The sequence below is a fragment of the Streptomyces sp. NPDC012474 genome (genome assembly GCF_042955185.1).
Lineage (GTDB): Bacteria > Actinomycetota > Actinomycetes > Streptomycetales > Streptomycetaceae > Streptomyces > Streptomyces cahuitamycinicus.
The window spans coordinates 894400-911049 of the sequence record NZ_JBIBEP010000001.1 but is presented as its reverse complement, the minus strand read 5'-3'; the positions used below and the strand labels follow the sequence as shown (position 1 = coordinate 911049).

Below are 16650 nucleotides of genomic sequence, written 5' to 3'. Positions count from 1 at the left end.
CGTCTGCTTCTTCCTCGCACCAAAGGTAATGGGCGGGGCTGGCACTCCGGTCCCTCCGGGAGGGCCACGACCAGCGTCGACGGCTCTCCTGGGGTCAGATGCCGATCTTGAGGCCGACGTGGGCGACGTGCAGAGTCTTCGGCTCGGCCACGACACGGAAGTACACGCGCCCCGGCCCGGGAGTGAAACGGGCATGCGTGTCGAAGTATCGCGACCTGCCGTCGAAGTCCTCGAACACGCACAGCTTCTTGCGGTTCTGGCCCTCCGGCGTGATCTTCGACCGCCACTGTGGACCGTCGGGCTCGGTCGCCGGATTCCAGGCGGCCACCGTCTGATCCAGCTCGGCCAGCCGGATGGCGAGCGGCCTCACCCATGCCTCACGCAGCTGCCGCAGATCCGCCTCGACCCTGGGCAGGAACCGAAGGTGCGGGAAGAGGGACGCCCGCCCCTCCCACAACTCCTCGCCCCGCCGTACGGCGTTCAACCCACCCCTGCGGACCGCCTCTACACCGTCCTTGATCCAGGCCCGGTGCGCTTCGAAGTGATCCTTCTCCGCCATGTGCCGGACGGAGACCTCGCTGGTCTCGGACTCGTCCCACTCCCTGTCGTCGTTCTCCACCAACTGCTCGCGTTCCAGCGTCAGTTGGTGCTCACTCCAGCAGGCGTCCACCAATAAGGAGACGCCGAGTCCGTCCATCAGGTGGGCCGCGCCGAGCCCGTCGACCGTCTCGCCCCCGTGGCGGTACTCGACGTCGAAGTAGCTCTCCCCCTCCGGGAAGACGGTCCGGTGCGGCCACTTGCTCTGCATCAGGAGCAGCCGCTGCCACAGTTCCTTGTTGCGCGGCGCCCCGTGCCACTTGCCGATCGGATGACCGTCGGCGATCTGAAGCCCGGTGATGGGCTCCCGGCTCACCAGGACCGTGCCGGACCGGTCGGCGCGGACCACCGCGAGGACCGCCTCAGCAAGTCCGGTCATGGCACGCTCGGCGCGCGCCGGGTCACATCCGGTTCCGCAGGATCTCTCGTTCAGGAACAGCAGCGGCACATCTCCCCCTCGTGATGGCGTACGCGCGCTTTCGTGGCCGGCGGGATCCCGGCAGTTCGATGACCGGGCGGTCAGCTGAGCAGCTGGTCGAGCGTGTTCTCCAGCTCGTCGAAGAACCCTTGGGGCCACTGGTCGAGCCGGCCCTCCCGGTCGATGCTCGGGCTGACGACGTCCACGCCCTCGCCGTCGCCCCGGAAGTAGTGCAGGACGGCCTGCTCAGGCGCGAGCACCCCTCGCTTCACCGCGAGGCGCACACCGTTCAGCACATGGTCGCTGTGTGTCTCGACGACGAGCTGCGCGCCCTGTGCGGCGGCAGCGGCGGCGAGCCCCGCCATGCGGGTCTGCCCCTGCGGGTGCAGATGCGCCTCGGGGTTCTCCAGGAGGACGAGCGAGCCGGGCCGCGCGGTGAGGCAGGCCACGACGATCGGCAGGGCGTACGTCAGCCCGAAACCTACGTTGGTCGGGCGCCGGCGCGTTCCGTTCGGGCCCGAGAAGCCGTACGACAGCCGCACCACGTCCGTGCCGTCGATGGCGGCGGCCTGGATGTCGACCCCCGGGCACAGCTCCCCCACCCAGGCGGCGGCCTGCGCGAGCAGCCCCTTCGCGGCGGTGCTCCGGTGCCGCAGCGGCCCCTCGGGGACCTCGTCGGTGGCGTGGTGGCGAAGAAAGTTGACGGTGTGTTCGCCGCGTACGCCGAGGAAGCCGCGGCCGATGGCCGTGTGGTGGTCGCGTGGGTAGAACTCGGCCGGGGAGATCCGGTCGGCGTGCAGGTACTGGAAGCCCGCGGTGAAGTAGCCGGGGATGACGGCGGCGTCTCCTACCGGCGGGGTAGCACCCTCGCTGGTGAGCGGCAGGTCGACGGCGCTCAGCGGCAGCAGGTTCTGTTCGGGCTCGTAGGCGACGGTCCACGAGTAGCGGTACGCGCCCTCGCTCACGGCGAGCGTGATCTCCGGCTCGTCCTCGGTGAAGTTCTCGTGCAGGACGTCCCGACCGGTGCCGAGGCCGACGAGTTCGCCGTTGAGCAGGAAGCCGTTGCCGGGGACGGTCCCGACCTTCAGCTGTCCCTCGCGGGCCGCCTCGCCCGCCCGGTCGAGATCCCCAGCCGTGTACGACTGGTGCAGCATGGCTAACGCCTGCAGGACGCTGCTCTTTCCGGAGGAGTTCAGACCGGTCAGCAGAGTGAGCGGCCCCAACTTCAGGTCCGCGTGCTGGAACGCCTTGAAGTTCGTCAGCGTCAGCCGGTCAATCATCGCTCGCCACCCCCGAGAAGAGCTCGTTCAGCATGCCGAACCGGGTCCGTACCTTCTTCGGGTCGCCGGTGGCGACGGAGATGGCGCGGTCGAAGTCCCAGTCCTTCATCAGCTCGAAGAAGCCTTCGAGCACCCTGTTACGGAACGCTACCAAAGCCTCACGCCGGTGATCGTCCAGGGTGGAGAGATTGACCGCCACAGCCTCGAACAAGGCTTTGTTGATGGGCGACTTGCCCTTGCCGCCCTTCCATTTCCGGAACGCGTGGTCGCCGAAGAGATCGGCGGCGCACCACATCGCCTTCCTGAACTCCACCGCCAGGTCGTGGCGTTGAGCGTCGGTGAGACGGTTGATGCGATGCATGGAGTCGACGAGGAACTGGTCGAAGTCCCGTTCCCTGTACTCGGTCGGGTCCGCCAGCCGGAACGCCATGAAGCGCAGGACCATCTCGCGGTCGGCCATCCGCTCGTTCGACACGCTCTCGCCGGTCGCGGTGATGAACGCAGGGTCCTCCGCCAGGTCGGCGAGGTACATCCTGGCGGGCCCCTTGATCATGGCGTGCCGGATCTCCTGCGGCTTCAGGGGCATGCCGCCGGTGTTGATCCGCGAGAAGACGTTGAACTTGACGGTCTCCGGCGTCCCCTGCTGGATGATGTGCACCACGAGCTGGGTCTCACGCAGCCGGATCTTCAGCCTCCCGGTCAGCTCCTCGTACCCGCAGCCGTGGAACTGGTGGAGATAGTCGAGCCCGCGCAGGGTCAGCGGACGCATTCCGACAGCCTCGGGGGCCATGAAGCGGGCGATCGCGGTGAGCCGCTGGATGCCGTCCACGACCGCCCAGTTGTCGTCGGCGTCCTGCGCCATGTGGAACGACGAGATGGGGATGCGCAGCAGCAGCGACTCGATGAGACGGCTCTGCGCGACATCGCTCCAGATCCCGGCGCGGCGCTGGAAGTCGGGAGCCAGGTCGATCATCTTCTCCCGCAACCGGGACAGCAGCAGGTCGACGGTGGTCGCCTGCGTCTCGATCTTGATGCTCTCGGGCCGGAAGGGGGCGGAGATCGCGTCGGGCTCGTCGTCCTGGTCCCCGTCGTCGGGGTCGGCCTCGTCGGCGGGCTCCTCAAGCTCGACTCCGGTCGGCCGCCCGTCGTCACCGACCTCGACAGGGGCGAACAGCGACGGGAAGAGCCCGGACAGCTCCGGGTCGTCACTCTCGTCGAGCGGCAGATACCGCTGGAACCTGCTGGGGCGCTCGCCCCCGCCGGTCCGCCGCCTGCTGCCGCTGTCCTCCAGGCCCGCCATGTCTCCGCGTCGCCGCCCCTCACTCGTGACCTCGCAACTCCTCCCGTCACCTTATAGACGGCGTACGCGCCCGTCAGCGCGGCAGGTTCAGCTCGGCGCGTACGGTCTTGCCGACCGGTACGTGGCGCTGTCTTGACAGTTGATCAGCCACCTCGGAAGGCTGGCCGGGATGGACTCCCACCAAGCCCGTGAAGGGTTAACCGAGGACAACGCGCGGCGGGCCATGCTTGCCGCGTGCAACTCTGCCGGACTGCCCCAGTTCCCGGACGCGGATCTCCTGCGGCTCGGAGAGAACGCCTTGTTCGCTCTCCCCGAGGTCGGCGTCGTTGTCAGGGTCGCCCGCTCGACGGAGATGGCCGACAAAGTAGCCAAGGAACTGGCTGTAGCCCACTGGCTCGCAGGGCACGCATTCCCGTCCGTGCACCCGACGGGAGCCCCACAGCCCATTGAGGCCGACGGCCGACTGGTGACGTTCTGGGAATACGTGCCGGACAGCTCTCCCGCCGCCTCCTTCACTGTTCTGGCCGCGCTTCTCCGTGACCTGCACGCTCTGCCGGATCCAGGTTTCCCGCTGCCCGTCCTTGATCCGTTCCCCATCATGCGGCGTCGTCTTGAGGTCGTTTCCGGGATCAGACGCGAGGACGTCCACTTCCTCGCCGAAGCCTGCGACAACGCGGAAGACAACTTCCGCGCCCTCGTCGACTCCTCACCCCGGCACTTGGTGCACGGCGACGCCCATCGCGGCAACGTCCTGTGCGACGGCGACCGCGCCCTGCTCATCGACTACGAGGCGGTGGCGATCGGTCCACGGGCCTGGGACCTGGTCCCCACTGCCATGGCCGTGGACCGGTTCGGCCTGCCTGCAGACGACTATGCGGACTTCGTCCGCACCTACGGCACCGATGTCACCGAATGGCACGGCTATCCGGTGCTCCGCACGACGCGGGAACTGGGTATGACGACCTGGCTCATGCAGAACGCCCAGTCCGGTCCGGCAGCGGACGAGTTCGCTGTCCGTATGGAGTCTCTGCGAAAGGGTGACCTTGAACGGCGCTGGCACGCGCTCTGACGGCTCGGCCGGCGACCTCTTCGCCCCCTACGCCTCCCGACCTCATCTCCGTATCACGACGGTCTACTCGACGTCCTGGGTCTGCGACCCGGCCCAGCTACCTCCAAATGGCCATGCTCCGACGGACGCGCTCGCCTTCGGCCGTCTGGCACCGTTCTACGAGATGGCCAGAAACCAGTTACCAAGGGTTCTTCGGAAGGAATCTCTCGACTGCTCGTCTCTCGTATGCCAACGCTGGCAACCAGGCGCACCCACGGCCGCCACGCTCTGGCATTTCCTGCATCCTTCGGGCCAGGTTCTGGTCGCCCTGACGATGGACGTCCCGCTGAGCCTCGTCGAATCCGTTCCGCTGATGGAAGATCTCTACTACGCGAGCATCCAATGCTCGGGCGTGCCGCTGGAGCGGCTCGCGGGTGAGCGCGTCGGCTACCACCCGGAGCGTACGGAGGGGCAAACCCCCGGCTTTCTCCCCGAGCGGCACCAGCTGGTCTTCCGCAGCGTCGCGTCCCCAGAAGACGCCCCTGACGACGACACCATCCAGCGGGTCATCTACCGTTCCGACCTCCCGTACCGACCGGAGCACAGCTCCATCGCCTATCCGGCCGAACTCAACAGACGGCCCACCACCGTGGGTGCTCTCGGGCCGTACGCGAGCCTCATCTGCGGCCATCAGGACTACATAGAGAACTGCGTCCTGCTCTCCGCAGTGCAGACCGTGGGATCAGCGGCACGTCTGCGGGAGATCCGAGATGTCGCCTACGCCTACGGGCACCGTTTCCGAGCCCGGTCTGGCGACGGACGCGACATGCACCGCCGCCGCACCATGCTGGAGTCCATCTCCGAAGGACTGAGCCATCTCGAACTGGAGCTCAGTTACAGCGTGGAGGCCGGCGGCGACATCGGAACTCTCGTACCGGCGCTACGAGTGGAGAGCTTCCACAACGCCCTCTACGCCGCGATGGGACTCACCGAGCGCTCCACCACCATCGGACAGATGCTGAGCCGACTGAGCAACGCCATCGCCGCCGAACTGACCTCGGTCGAGAGCGCCGAACAGCGAGCCGGTGACCGCCGTCGGATTCGGACGGTCGTGGCGGTCACCTTCGTCACCACGGTCACCGGTACCCTCAGCCTGCTTTTCGGCTTCTTCGGCGTCAACGCTCGACAGGTGGACGAACACCGGTCGATGTTCGATGACAGCTACACGCCGATCTACGCGCTCATCGCCCTCATACTGGCCTGCGCCGTGGCGATCTTCGGCGGGATGCGACTGCACGAACGCTGGACCGAACGGCGTGAGCGCAGCCGTATCCGCACCTGGGAGACCATCCACGGTCTTCTGGCCCGCGAGTTCGGCGCCGTCATTCTCGACCCGGCGCGCATGGTGACTTCTCCGCCAACCCCAACGGTCCCCGGCACCAGGACCCGCGCGCCGGATGAGGAACCACAGCCTTCCGGCACACCCACCCAGTAATTCACCAGTCCTTCGCGGTGTCCGGACCTGTCCGGGCGCCGCAAATGGATCGCTTCGCGTGAGGCGTCGGCGCAGCGGACGACCCGGCTGAGCTGTTCTCCGACCACCGCGGCCGACGGGCGAACACGTCAGTGCGGCAGGTCCACTTCGACGCGGACGGTCTTGCCGACCGGTACACGGTCCAGGACAGCCCAGCGGTCGGCCAGTTCCGCGACGAGCAGCAACCCTCGCCCGTCCTCGGAGCCTGCCTCCGGGACGGCGATCTCGTCGGGCCGGAGAGGCCTGCGCTCACCGCGCGCGTCGGAGACGTCGATGCGCAGGGTGCGCGAGGACGCGTACGTGCCGAGGCTGAGCCGGAGTTCGAAGTCCCGGCCTGGTACGCGCCCGTGCGTGACGGCGTTGCTGGCGAGTTCGGCAACGAGGAGGGCGGCGGTGTCGGAGGTGCCCGAGCCGTACGGGATGCCCCAGTCGTGCAGCCGGTGCACCGCGAGGTGGCGGGCCAGGCGGGCGCCCAGCGGGGTGGAGCTGAAACGTTGAGCGAACACACGTACGGTGACGGGGCTTTGGAGAGTGGAGATGGGCCTCATGGCCCCAATCTGGCTTGGTCAGCGCCCTGTTCACCAGGTCAGCGACTCGTACGCCGCGTCAGCGTACGGGTACGGAGAGTGGACAGTATGGGTAACCGAGCGTGACTATGGCCCAGTTGGGCGTGAGCGACGAGGCGGGCGTGCGGGAGGTGTCCTGGCATGGCGGACGGTACGGGTGGGACGGGTGCCCTGGCGGGTGGCGGCGAGCCCGAGGTGTCGGACAGTCTCAGGACGTTCGGCGAGGTCGTCAAGGGGTTCCGTAAGCGGGCGGGCCTGACCCAGGAGGAGTTCGCACTGAGGGTGCAGTACTCGGTGCCGACGGTCGCCTCCATCGAACAGGGCCGCCGCTTCCCTCCAGCGGCTTTCGTGGACAGGGCGGAGGAGGTCCTGGACGCGTTCGGCATCCTGCGGGCCGCGGCACGACGCCTGTCACGTCAGCCGGGGCTGGCGAGTTGGTTCAGGCAGTGGGCTCGGCTGGAGGCGGAGGCGATCACTTTGTGGACGTACGAATGCCGAGTGATCCCGGGCCTGTTGCAGACGGAGGCGTACGCGCGCTCGGTGACCGAGAGCGTCCCTCCGGTCAAGGACGAGGAGCAGGTCGACCGGCAAGTGGCTTCCCGGCTGGAGCGCCAGGAACTGTTCCGGCGCAGGCCGCCGATCGCATTCAGCTTCATCGTCGAGCAGGCACTCATCGAGCGTGGTACGGGTGGCGTGGAGGCGACTCGAGATCTGATCGACCATCTGCTGGAGCGGGCGGCCGAGTTCAACATCGAGCTTCAGATCATGCCGCTGCGGCAGCCGGATCATGCGGGGTTCGACGGACCCATGCAGCTTCTGGAAACCGCCGACAACAAGTGGCTCGGCTATGCCGAAGGGCAGCGCGGCGGGATGCTGGTCTCCGACTCGAAGGAGGTCAGCATCATGCTCCAGCGGTATGCCAGGATGCGCTCACAGGCTCTGACCCCTGAGGACTCTCGGAGCCTGCTGAAGCGATTGCGAGGAGCGCTATGAGCACGTACGAACTGGCCTGGTTCAAGAGCAGCTACAGCGGCTCCGACGGCGACAGCTGCGTCGAGGTGGCGCTGTCCTGGCACAAGTCCAGCCACAGCAGCGACTTCGAGGATGCCTGCGTCGAGGTGGCGTCCTGCCCCGATACCGTCCATGTCCGGGACTCCAAGGTGCGGCAGGGCCCGCAACTCGCCATCACCTCGGCTACTTGGGCCAGCTTTCTCTCGTACGCGGCCCAGGCCTGAACCCTCCGTAACGCAGGCGCCCCCGCTCCGGACCCACCCGGAACGGGGCGTTTTGCTTACGAGTTGAGGTTCCGCTCCCGCTTCTCGACCGCCTGCCGGAGCCGCTCCGAGAAGTAGGCGTGCGCGACTCGCATCTCCTCTTCACGGTTGGCCTTGTAGAAGGGGGCGGTGTAACCCTCGGGGGGCGTGGAGCGCTCGCGCTTCTGGTAGGCGAGGAGCTGGTCGTAGTGCTCCTTGGTCTGGCCGAAGCCGAAGGTGTGCCGGGCCCCTGCGATCTTGCGTTCCTTCGCGTCGAACCATGTGACGGCGTCGAAGTCCTGCATGATCGGAAAACGGGACTTGTACATGGCCACAAGAGCGTCGGCCTCCACACCCAGCCAGACTGCTACTAGGGCATCAATCTCCACCAAGGCTGCTCGGCGTGCTTGCTCGGTACGCAGCGGCGTCAGCCGCTCCCAAGTCGGGCCGACATCATGGAGGGCGGCAACTCCGGGCCAGTCGACGGCCCAAGGTTCATAGCCAGGCCACGTTACGTCGTAGAGGTCCTGCCACAGGTCAGCGTAGGCACTGGTGAGGCAGTTGAGCCTCAGCGTGCGCAACAGCAGAGCTGCCGCGAGAGGGTGGTCGGCGGAGGGCGCGGGCAGTCGGCTCGCGGGCGCCACATCGAGGTTCCTCACCCGCACCGTACGAAGCAAGTAGTCCACCGGAATCGACGACCAGAACCCCGCTGTCAACACCGTGGCTCGCGTGTCGGCTACGACGCCGCTGCGCACAGCATCAATATGTGAAGGCCCCGGAGGCAGCAGTGCTACGTACAGGGCGCGTTCTGTGTCGGGCGCGATCATTTTTCGCCACGCCATCCGATAGAACTCCGTATAGGGCCGCCGCAACCGCCCCACCAACTGCCCCTCGACCTCCTCCTCCGTAACTTCCTCCGGCGCGATCTCCCGAGCGACGGCGACAGCAAGCCGCGCCTTCGCCACCTCGCGCTCCGAAGCCTTCAGCTGGTCCAGGGTCCGACCGTCGCTCCACTTGTCCTGCGCCGCGCGGTAGACGGCCTTCTCCGCCACGTAGACATACTCGGACTCGGGCACCGCGTCATCCGCAAGCGTCATCGGGTTGAGGCCCAGGACTTCGCCCGCGCCCTGACTCGGCTGCTTGAACATCGGGTTCGCCAGGCCGAGTTGAGGCCCCTTGAGGATTACCTCGGACCAGTCGGACGGGTGATGCACGGCACCAGTCGCGTCCGGCACGTTGTAATCGATGAGGTCGATCGCCTTGGCACCGCTCTCGTGGTAGCCACTGGTGATCTGCGGGTCGAGGTCCGCGAGCCGCAGCGAGTAATCCGCCAGCGCCTCAATTGCCTGCGCCTCGGCCGTGCTCACTGGCGACAGCAACCGCCCCTGCCGTACCGGCTGGCCCTCGTCCCCTGTCAGGCGCTGCCAGCGGGCCAGCGTCTCTTCGTCCACGTGGACGATCCGCTTGCGGTGCGGCCGTTCATCCCAGCTACCGCCGTACCTGATACCGGGGTCGGGAGCCGTGCCGTCATCGTGCTCCGACTGCCTCAGCGCGTCCACGGAAACCAGCCACGACAGGTGGTCGAAGCCGATCTCGCTCTCTTGGCCATAGATGTGCACGCCGAAATGACTGGCGTGGCCAACGGGCGGTGGGAAGAAGCGGTTTCCCTGATTCACGAAGTCACCATGGACCCGCAACCTCGTGTACGCGGCCTCGCGCAGCCGCGCTTCCCTGTCGCCGCTGAAGTGCGAGCCAGGGTGGATCAGTCCCACGGTTCCGTTGCCCGCCACATGCTCCCAAGTGCGGCACATGAACGCCCGGTAGAGGTCCGGCTGGGTACCCCTGAGCAACGGATACATCTGCCCCGAACCGAGCATCGCGCCTAGGCCGCTGTGGGCGGCCAGTTCGGCCAGCACGGTACGCCGTACCGGCTCCGCCTCCAGCAGCCCGCCGCGCCGCCGCGACCTTTCGGCCTGGGTCGGCTTCTCCGTGAGCATGAACCACGGTTCGTACTCGGCGAGGAGCGGGTTCTCCTCCCAGCGCGGCCTGACCCAAGGCGGATTCCCCACCTGAAGGTCGAACCCCCCACCAGGCCCCCGAAAAACGTGCGCGAAGTGCAGCTCCCAGTGAAAGAACCCGTGCCCGTCCTCCGCCTTTATGTCCTTCTCGGTGGTGCCCGCGATGTCCTCCACCACGTGGAGCCACGGGAACCGCGACCGGAGGTTGAACGCGCGGTCCATCCCCAGCGCACCGTCCATGTCGCGCTCGAAGTCCTCCAGGATGGGCAGCGCCTCGTCCACGGGGAGGTCGTCGAGGCCGTCCAGGAAGGACCCGTCCGCGTCGTTCGTGCCGAGCGTCGCCTCCAGGAAGTCCAGCCAGTCAGCGAACGTCTTCAGCGGGATGACCTCACGCCATCTGTCCCCGCCGATCTGCGACTTGCGCCCGCCCGACTCGCCGGCCCGGCGCACACGGTTCTCCAGGCCCTTCCCCCCCTCGGCGGCGAGGGCGTTCAGCTCCCCCAACTCCCCCTGCTCACCGTCCGGATCGTCGAAGAGCCCCGCCGCCTGCCAGGCGAGGTCCCCCGGTGCGGGCCCGGTCGGCACAGGTGCCTCCGTGGGCGCGACCGGCGCCGCCCCCGACAGCAGCGCCGGCACCTGCTCCTCGCGGACGACAACGCCGCCCACCGGATAGCCCGGACTCGTACCGTCCAGGTCGGCCACCTTGTCCAGCGGCCAGAACCAGAGCGCACACCAGGCGTCCATGACGGTCTTCAGCCGCCAGTACGGTGTGCCGAGGGCGGTCAGGTCGTCGAGGACCTTCTGCTTGTCGGTCGCCTCGGCGGACGGTTCGAGCCAGTCGGCGCCCCAGACGTCGATGCGCCGGGACACCTTCCGCTCCGAGAGTTCCAGGCGCTTGGCGACCAGGCTCCAGAGGAACTCGGCCCGGCGGGCGACGCGTTGGACGCGCCACATCTCCGTCTTCTCCGCCGCCTTGGCCCAGCGGTCGTACCGTTTCTGCCGCTTCTCCCTCGGCTCCTCTTCCTGCTCCTCGAAGGGCTTGTAGGCCTTCGGTGCCCGCTGGATGCCTCTGCGCCACCGCCCCAGCGCCTTCGCCTGCTCCTCCGCGAGCTTCTTCGCCTCCGGTTCGGCGGCGACCGCGCCCCAGCCGATCGCCGGGAGGAGGAAGTGGTGGACGGAGCCTTCGGGCAACGGCCCCGCGCGGAAGGGGAGTTCGGTGGGCGGCAGCGGCGCCTTCTTGGACAGCCAGTCGCCGTCCGGCAGCGCCCCCGCCCCGTACACCTTCCGCCCGGCCCCGATGAGCGAGTTGCCGCGCCGCAGGTGCAGACCGAACCAGGGGGCCCGCATGCCGGGGTGCATGGAGTTGAGCCAGAGGGACACCTCCGCCAGCTCCACGGCGGTGGCGTTCAGGTCGACGCCGTACGCGTTGTGGAGGGCGATGTACGCCTTGACCTTCTGGAGTTCGATCTGGCGCTGCTCGGCGTCGACACGGCGAGGCGCCAACTCGGTCTCGCGGCGCCGCAGGTACTCCGCCGCCACCTGGTCGATGGCCTCGTTGAGAAACGCGCCCGAGCCGAGCGCCGGCTCGCAGATCTTCCACTCCAGGAGCTCGCGCGCCGGGGTGGTGGTGCCGTCCTGGTCCAGGCGGTGCTTGAGGGCCAGTTCGACGGTGACCTCGGTGAGGGACTTCGGGGTGTAGTACGAGGCCGAGGTCTGGCGGTCGCGGCCCGCCAGGCGGTAGACGAACGAGCCCTTCGGGTGGACCACCCGGACCGGCCGGCCGGTCTCCTCGTGGGCGCGCTCGACGAACACCGACTCCGAATAGTCCTGGACCCGCGAGGCCGGGATCATCCAGCTGCCGCCGGACGCGTCCCCGCCCTTGGCGACCTCGTACAGGTCCTCCTCGGCGATGAAGCCGGAGTACGACATCAACCCCTCGTAGACGGCGCCCAGTTGGTTGATGCCGAGCTGGGCGTACGAGATGAAGCCGCCGCGCTCGCGCCCCTTGCCCTTGGTGAGCATCAGGCGGCGCAGCACCTTGTGCAGGGTCTCGTTGCGCAGCCGCGTGTCCAGGAACTCGCCGCGCTTCGGGCCCCCGCTCTCACCCTCGTCCGCACCCTCGGCTTCCCCCTCGTAGGAGGGGTTCTCGATGAGGCCCGACGAGATGAGGCGTACGGCGTCCTTCTGGAACAGTTCCGACTTCAGCGGCTCGAAGCGCAGGCCCACGTCGGCGCTGCGGGCGGCGGCGCGGCGGGCGCGGTCGGCCTCGCGGATCAGGTCGGTGTACTCGGCCTGGGTGACGGCTCCGGCGGCGAGCTGTGCGGCGGCCTCCTGCTCCGCCTTCGTCGCGGCCCGGTCGGCCTCCTCCGCGATCAGGTCCTCGGGCTCGCTGCCGTACTCCCGGTGGCCCTCCTCGACCTTCCGGAAGAGGAGGTCGAGGGACTCGTACAGGTGGAAGCCACGGCGGGAGCGCTCGCCGACCAGGTCGCGTACGACGAGGTCGCCGAGGCGCTGGAGGCCGTAGCCGCGCGCGTACTCCGGATAGTCGGCGGGCAGGATGCCGAGCGCGGGCTGGGCCTCCGCGTACAGCAGGAACAGGATGCGGTAGAGGTAGCGCAGCGACTCGCGGCTGAGTTCCTTGGCGAGGCGCGCCGGGTCGTCGAGCTGCTGCGGGGTGACGCCGTTCTCGGGCGAGCGGAGGCGGGCCAGGACCTCGTTGGCGATCCACTCGACGGACAGCCGCAACCCCTCCCGCAGCTCGGTGGAGACGCCGACGGCGTGCTTGCCGGACTTGTCGACGAATCCGGCGAGCGGCGCGGCGCCACCCTCCTCGGGCACGCGCAGCGAGTCCGCGCCGAACAGGGCGGCCAGAGTGTCGAGTTCGCCTCCGTTGCGGTCGTCGCGGCGGTTGAGCGCGGCGTCCAGGTCGGCGGCGAGATAGCGGCCCTCGTGCCAGGCGAGCCGGTCCGCGAGGACGATGACACCACCGGCGAGGAGAAGGACATAACGCGGCGGCTCCTCGCCCTCGAAGAGGAAGTCGGTGACCGCCTTGGCGTCGGTGAGGCGGCCGGACGCCTCCAGCGCCACCGGGTGCAGCAGGCGGCCCGCGCCGTCCGGGTCGAGGGCGGCGTCGGGTTCGGCGGTCCAGCCGCAGGAGACCGCGATCAGGCCCGGCTCGGCGTGCGCGGCCTGGACGCTGTACTCGTGCCCGGCGCGGTGGACGGTCACGGTCTGCTCGTGGGCGTCGCCGTAACCGAGAGCGCGGAGAGTGGCCAGGTGGAGGTCGGTGAGGCGCTTGGGCCAGTCGGCGGGGACGGGCGCGTCCGGTTCGGCGAGGGCGGCGGCGTCCTGCGCGAAGTCGGCGCGGCCCGCGAAGTAGGGGCCGTGCAGGGCGCGCAGGCCCTCGCGGGGCGTGCGGGCGCGGGGCGGGACGGTGGCCGGGTCGGCGCCCGCCGCCTTCGCCGCGGCCACGGCGGCGGAGTGGGCGCGGCGCGCGGCGTCCTCGGCCGTCGCCCAGCGCGCGAGGAGACCGTCCTTGGCCTTCAGGTCCTTCGGCAGGACCTCGGCGAGGTAGTGCGCCGAGAGGTAGTCGCCGTGGTTGACCAGCGAGTCGTACGTCACGTCGGTTCTCCCTCTCCGCACTCTTCGCCACCGGGTGCCTCCGGCAGCGCGCCGTCGGGCGCCGGTTTGTCCAGGACCGCCAGGACCCGCAGCAGCGGCAGGCCCGTGGTGTTCAACTGCTCCAGCAGATGCGCCTGTTCGTCGGCGGTCTCCTCGATCTGCCGCTCCCGCCGGGCACTCGCGCCGGGCAGGGAATCCTGACGCCACTCCTTAAGCCGGTCGCGGTACTCGGTGAGCGGGCCGCTGATCTGCTCCGCCCACTCGGCCTTGTACTTCTCCAGGTGGTCGCGTGCCGCCGCCACCGCCGCCGGGACCAGCGACTGGAGGTGGGCGAGATCGCGGGGGCCGCCGGTACGGGCGAGCGCGGGACCCACACGGGCCGCTGCCAGGGCGTCGGTCATCGGCTCGACGGGGGCGCCGGGCTCGGAGCTGACGGCCATCCAGCGCACGACGGTGGGGCGGCCCAGCGCGTTGGAGTAGATGCCCTGGATGAGGAAGGTGGGGCGGGTGACATGGGGCGAGGTGATGACCGGGGCCTCCTGCCGCCCGAACTGCACCAGGACCTTGTCGGTGAGCCACTCCACCACCGGGTGGATGTCGCTCAGGTGTGAGACGGTGGGCCACATGGAGTCCGTGGCCTCACGCGCCTCTGTCAGCTTGTCCTGCGCCAGTTCCCGGTCGAAGGTGAGGATCATGCGCTCGGCGACGCCCTGCTCCTTGAGGTAGGACGGCGGGAGCGCCTTGAGTCGGCGCAGCAGGTCGGGCGCCTTGTCCGGGGAGAGGGAGAATGAGGGGCGCCGCTTCGCGTCCTCGGCGTACGAGAGGCCGATGGCGTCCTCCGCCCGGTCCGCGTACAGCTCCGCGAACGCGGTGTTCACGAACGCCGCCGTGTCACCGCCGAACAGCGAGGGGACCTCCGCGCGCGGCGGCAGCTCCTCCTCGGTGATGGTGTCGACCTGTCCGAAGAGCCCGGCGAGGTCGGTGTCGTCGGCGGCGGGCGCGGAGGCGAGGAAGTCCTCGACGGTGCCTCCCTCGACCAGCTCCCGGATCAGGCGCCGCTCCTCCTCGTCGGCCCGGTAGTAGCCGGTCTCCGCCTCGGCGGTGCCGTTCAGCTTGTGGGCCTCCTCCTCGCGCGCGAGGAGCTTCTCGGCGACGGTCCGGTCGTCCTTCGCGCCAGGCTGGGAGGAGGTGAGGATCAGCGCCCGGAACTGCGGCTCGTGGCGCTGCCCGTATCGGTCGATACGGCCGTTGCGCTGCTCGATGCGGATCAGGGACCACGGGATGTCGTAGTGGATGAGCTGGTGGCACTGGCGGTGCAGGTTGACGCCCTCGGAGGCGACGTCGCCGGTGAACAGCAGCCGCACCGGGTCGCCCGCGAGGCCGAACGCCTCCCGGCACAGCCGCTGCTCCTCCTCGCTCAGGCCGCCGTGCATGACCCGTACGGCCTTCACGTCCCCGTCCTTGTCGGCGCGGAAGCCGAGCCGTGGGGGCACCACCTTCGCCAGCCACTTGAGGGTGGGCACCCGCTCGGAGAAGACGACGACGCGGGTGGCGCTGCGCGGGCCCACCCCGATCTCCCTCAACTGCTCGATCAGCGTGTCCAGTTTGGCGGAGTCGCCCTGCGCCGTGCCGTCGCCCATGGAAGCGGTGAGGGCGCGCAGGCGGGCCAGGGCGGCCTGTTCCGGGCCGATCGCCGGGTCAGGGCGCAGGCCCTTCTCCCCGGCCTTGCGCACCCGCTCCTCCAGTGCGGCGATACGGCGGGTGACCGTCTCGGCGAGAGCGACATGGGACGACAGGAACGTCTTCAGGACGTTGTACGCGAACAGCGGGTCGGTGCTCACCGAGCCGCCCGGGTCCTGGTCCGCCGTGCCGAACTCGGTGCTGCCGGACGGCGCGGGCAGCCAGTGCTCGGTCAGCTCCGCGAAGATCCTCTCCTCGGCCTCGGTGGCGGCGCAGTGCAGGGACCTGGTGGGGGCCCGGTCCGCCCACTCGGTGCCGATGCCGTTGCGGACCTCGGGGCTGATCTTCGTTCGGCGGATGAAGAGATGGCCGAGGTCGGCGGCCGGGTCGTAGTGGTCCGGGTCGGCGATCGCCGCCGGGTCGAGGAGGGTGATGAGATCGGCGAAGGACCGCTTGTCACCGTTGTGCGGGGTGGCGCTGGCCAGCAGCAGGGCGTCCGTGCGCGGGGCGAGGGTCTCGGCGAGGGCGCGGCGCTGACTGCCCTGGTTGATCAGGTTGTGCGACTCGTCGATGACGACCGCGTCCCACTGGATGCGCTCCAGGTGGTGCCGGTACTGGCCGATGTTCTTCAGCGTGTCGACGGAGATGATGACGCGCTTGTAGTGCGTGAAGGGGTTGCGGCCGGCGGGGATCTCCCGCTGGATGCGCTGGATGCCCAGGGAGTCGAGCCGCACCAGCGGAATCGAGAACCGGGTCCACAGCTCGTGCTGGAACTGTTCGAGAACGCTCTGCGGGGTGACCACCAGGATGCGCTCGCCCCGGCCGCGCCGGATCAGCTCGGCGAGGGTCAGCCCGATCTCCAGCGTCTTGCCCAGGCCGACGACGTCGGCGATCAGGATGCGCGGACGGAGGTTGCGCATCGAGAGGGCGAGTTCCGCCGGGCGCTGCTGGTAGGGAAGAGGGTCCAGCAGGAAACTGTCGGTCAGGGCGAGACCGCGCTCGGACTGCGGCAGCGGCGTCTTGCGCAGAACCGCTTCGAGGAACAGCCGGCCCCGGCGGAAGTAGGAGGAGGTGTCGGGCACCAGAAGCGTCTTCTCCGGCTCCAGAAGCTCGACCTTGTCGATCCCGGTGAAGAAGACGGCCTCCTCGTCCCGGACGAACTCCGAGACACCGATCGCCTCGATCTGGTCGCCGTCGTCCGGGTGCCCGGCCCGGACAGCGGTCCTGACCAGCCACTCCTCGTCCCGTACGAGAATCTGCGCGCCGGGCGGATACCGGGTCTCCCCCTGCTGTGCCACCGGTGGCCCCTCCATCGTCCCTGCCGTCGTCATGCCG

At 69.0% G+C, this 16650-nt stretch carries 10 protein-coding genes; 4 read left to right on the top strand and 6 right to left on the bottom strand.

Translation table 11 applies throughout. From position 1 onward, the window contains the following. Window positions 1-94: 94 nt before the first annotated feature. From ACFY9S_RS04055 to ACFY9S_RS04045, 3 genes are all read right to left on the bottom strand, one after another. Window positions 95-976, bottom strand: coding sequence for a hypothetical protein (locus tag ACFY9S_RS04055; RefSeq protein WP_391122523.1), 882 nt, complete (start codon window positions 974-976; stop codon window positions 95-97). Between the two features lie 140 nt (window positions 977-1116). Beyond that, window positions 1117-2295 (bottom strand): DUF3696 domain-containing protein, encoded by a 1179-nt coding sequence (locus tag ACFY9S_RS04050; RefSeq protein WP_391122520.1) that lies wholly within the window; start codon window positions 2293-2295, stop codon window positions 1117-1119. Then, window positions 2288-3595, bottom strand: coding sequence for a DUF262 domain-containing protein (locus tag ACFY9S_RS04045; protein WP_391122517.1), 1308 nt, complete (start codon window positions 3593-3595; stop codon window positions 2288-2290). Before ACFY9S_RS04045 ends, ACFY9S_RS04050 begins: the two co-directional genes overlap by 8 nt. Before the next feature lie 169 nt (window positions 3596-3764). Between ACFY9S_RS04045 and ACFY9S_RS04040 the strand changes: the two genes are divergently transcribed. Both ACFY9S_RS04040 and ACFY9S_RS04035 read left to right on the top strand, forming a co-directional pair. Beyond that, window positions 3765-4664: a phosphotransferase gene (locus ACFY9S_RS04040; protein ID WP_391122514.1), complete on the top strand. Its 900-nt coding sequence runs from the start codon at window positions 3765-3767 to the stop codon at window positions 4662-4664. Then, window positions 4633-6138 (top strand): hypothetical protein, encoded by a 1506-nt coding sequence (locus tag ACFY9S_RS04035; RefSeq protein ID WP_391122511.1) that lies wholly within the window; start codon window positions 4633-4635, stop codon window positions 6136-6138. Before ACFY9S_RS04040 ends, ACFY9S_RS04035 begins: the two co-directional genes overlap by 32 nt. 128 nt (window positions 6139-6266) lie before the next feature. Here the strand turns inward: ACFY9S_RS04035 and ACFY9S_RS04030 are convergent, their stop codons facing one another. Then, window positions 6267-6725, bottom strand: a complete 459-nt coding sequence (locus ACFY9S_RS04030) for an ATP-binding protein (RefSeq protein ID WP_391122508.1) — start codon at window positions 6723-6725, stop codon at window positions 6267-6269. Window positions 6726-6884: 159 nt separating this feature from the next. On the opposite strand from ACFY9S_RS04030, the gene ACFY9S_RS04025 reads away from it, so the two are divergent. Together ACFY9S_RS04025 and ACFY9S_RS04020 are read left to right on the top strand one after the other, a co-directional pair. Next, window positions 6885-7736 carry a Scr1 family TA system antitoxin-like transcriptional regulator gene (locus ACFY9S_RS04025; protein ID WP_391122505.1) on the top strand — a complete coding sequence of 284 codons (852 nt, stop codon included), beginning with the start codon at window positions 6885-6887 and terminating at the stop codon, window positions 7734-7736. Continuing rightward, window positions 7733-7978 (top strand): DUF397 domain-containing protein, encoded by a 246-nt coding sequence (locus ACFY9S_RS04020; RefSeq protein ID WP_391122502.1) that lies wholly within the window; start codon window positions 7733-7735, stop codon window positions 7976-7978. Before ACFY9S_RS04025 ends, ACFY9S_RS04020 begins: the two co-directional genes overlap by 4 nt. Window positions 7979-8034: 56 nt before the next feature. Here the strand turns inward: ACFY9S_RS04020 and ACFY9S_RS04015 are convergent, their stop codons facing one another. Both ACFY9S_RS04015 and ACFY9S_RS04010 read right to left on the bottom strand, forming a co-directional pair. Continuing rightward, the gene (locus ACFY9S_RS04015) at window positions 8035-13635 is read right to left on the bottom strand and encodes a hypothetical protein (protein WP_391122498.1); all 5601 of its coding nucleotides are present in this window, start codon (window positions 13633-13635) and stop codon (window positions 8035-8037) included. Further along, the gene (locus ACFY9S_RS04010; protein ID WP_391122495.1) at window positions 13632-16646 is read right to left on the bottom strand and encodes an SNF2-related protein; all 3015 of its coding nucleotides are present in this window, start codon (window positions 16644-16646) and stop codon (window positions 13632-13634) included. Before ACFY9S_RS04010 ends, ACFY9S_RS04015 begins: the two co-directional genes overlap by 4 nt. Window positions 16647-16650 lie beyond the last annotated feature (4 nt).

Coding starts and splice junctions, on each gene's coding strand:
- ACFY9S_RS04055 (WP_391122523.1), bottom strand. CDS start 976: ATGACCGGACTTGCTGAGGCGGTCCTCGCGGTGGTCCGCGCCGACCGG.
- ACFY9S_RS04050 (WP_391122520.1), bottom strand. CDS start 2,295: ATGATTGACCGGCTGACGCTGACGAACTTCAAGGCGTTCCAGCACGCG.
- ACFY9S_RS04045 (WP_391122517.1), bottom strand. CDS start 3,595: ATGGCGGGCCTGGAGGACAGCGGCAGCAGGCGGCGGACCGGCGGGGGC.
- ACFY9S_RS04040 (WP_391122514.1), top strand. CDS start 3,765: ATGGACTCCCACCAAGCCCGTGAAGGGTTAACCGAGGACAACGCGCGG.
- ACFY9S_RS04030 (WP_391122508.1), bottom strand. CDS start 6,725: ATGAGGCCCATCTCCACTCTCCAAAGCCCCGTCACCGTACGTGTGTTC.
- ACFY9S_RS04025 (WP_391122505.1), top strand. CDS start 6,885: ATGGCGGACGGTACGGGTGGGACGGGTGCCCTGGCGGGTGGCGGCGAG.
- ACFY9S_RS04020 (WP_391122502.1), top strand. CDS start 7,733: ATGAGCACGTACGAACTGGCCTGGTTCAAGAGCAGCTACAGCGGCTCC.
- ACFY9S_RS04010 (WP_391122495.1), bottom strand. CDS start 16,646: ATGACGACGGCAGGGACGATGGAGGGGCCACCGGTGGCACAGCAGGGG.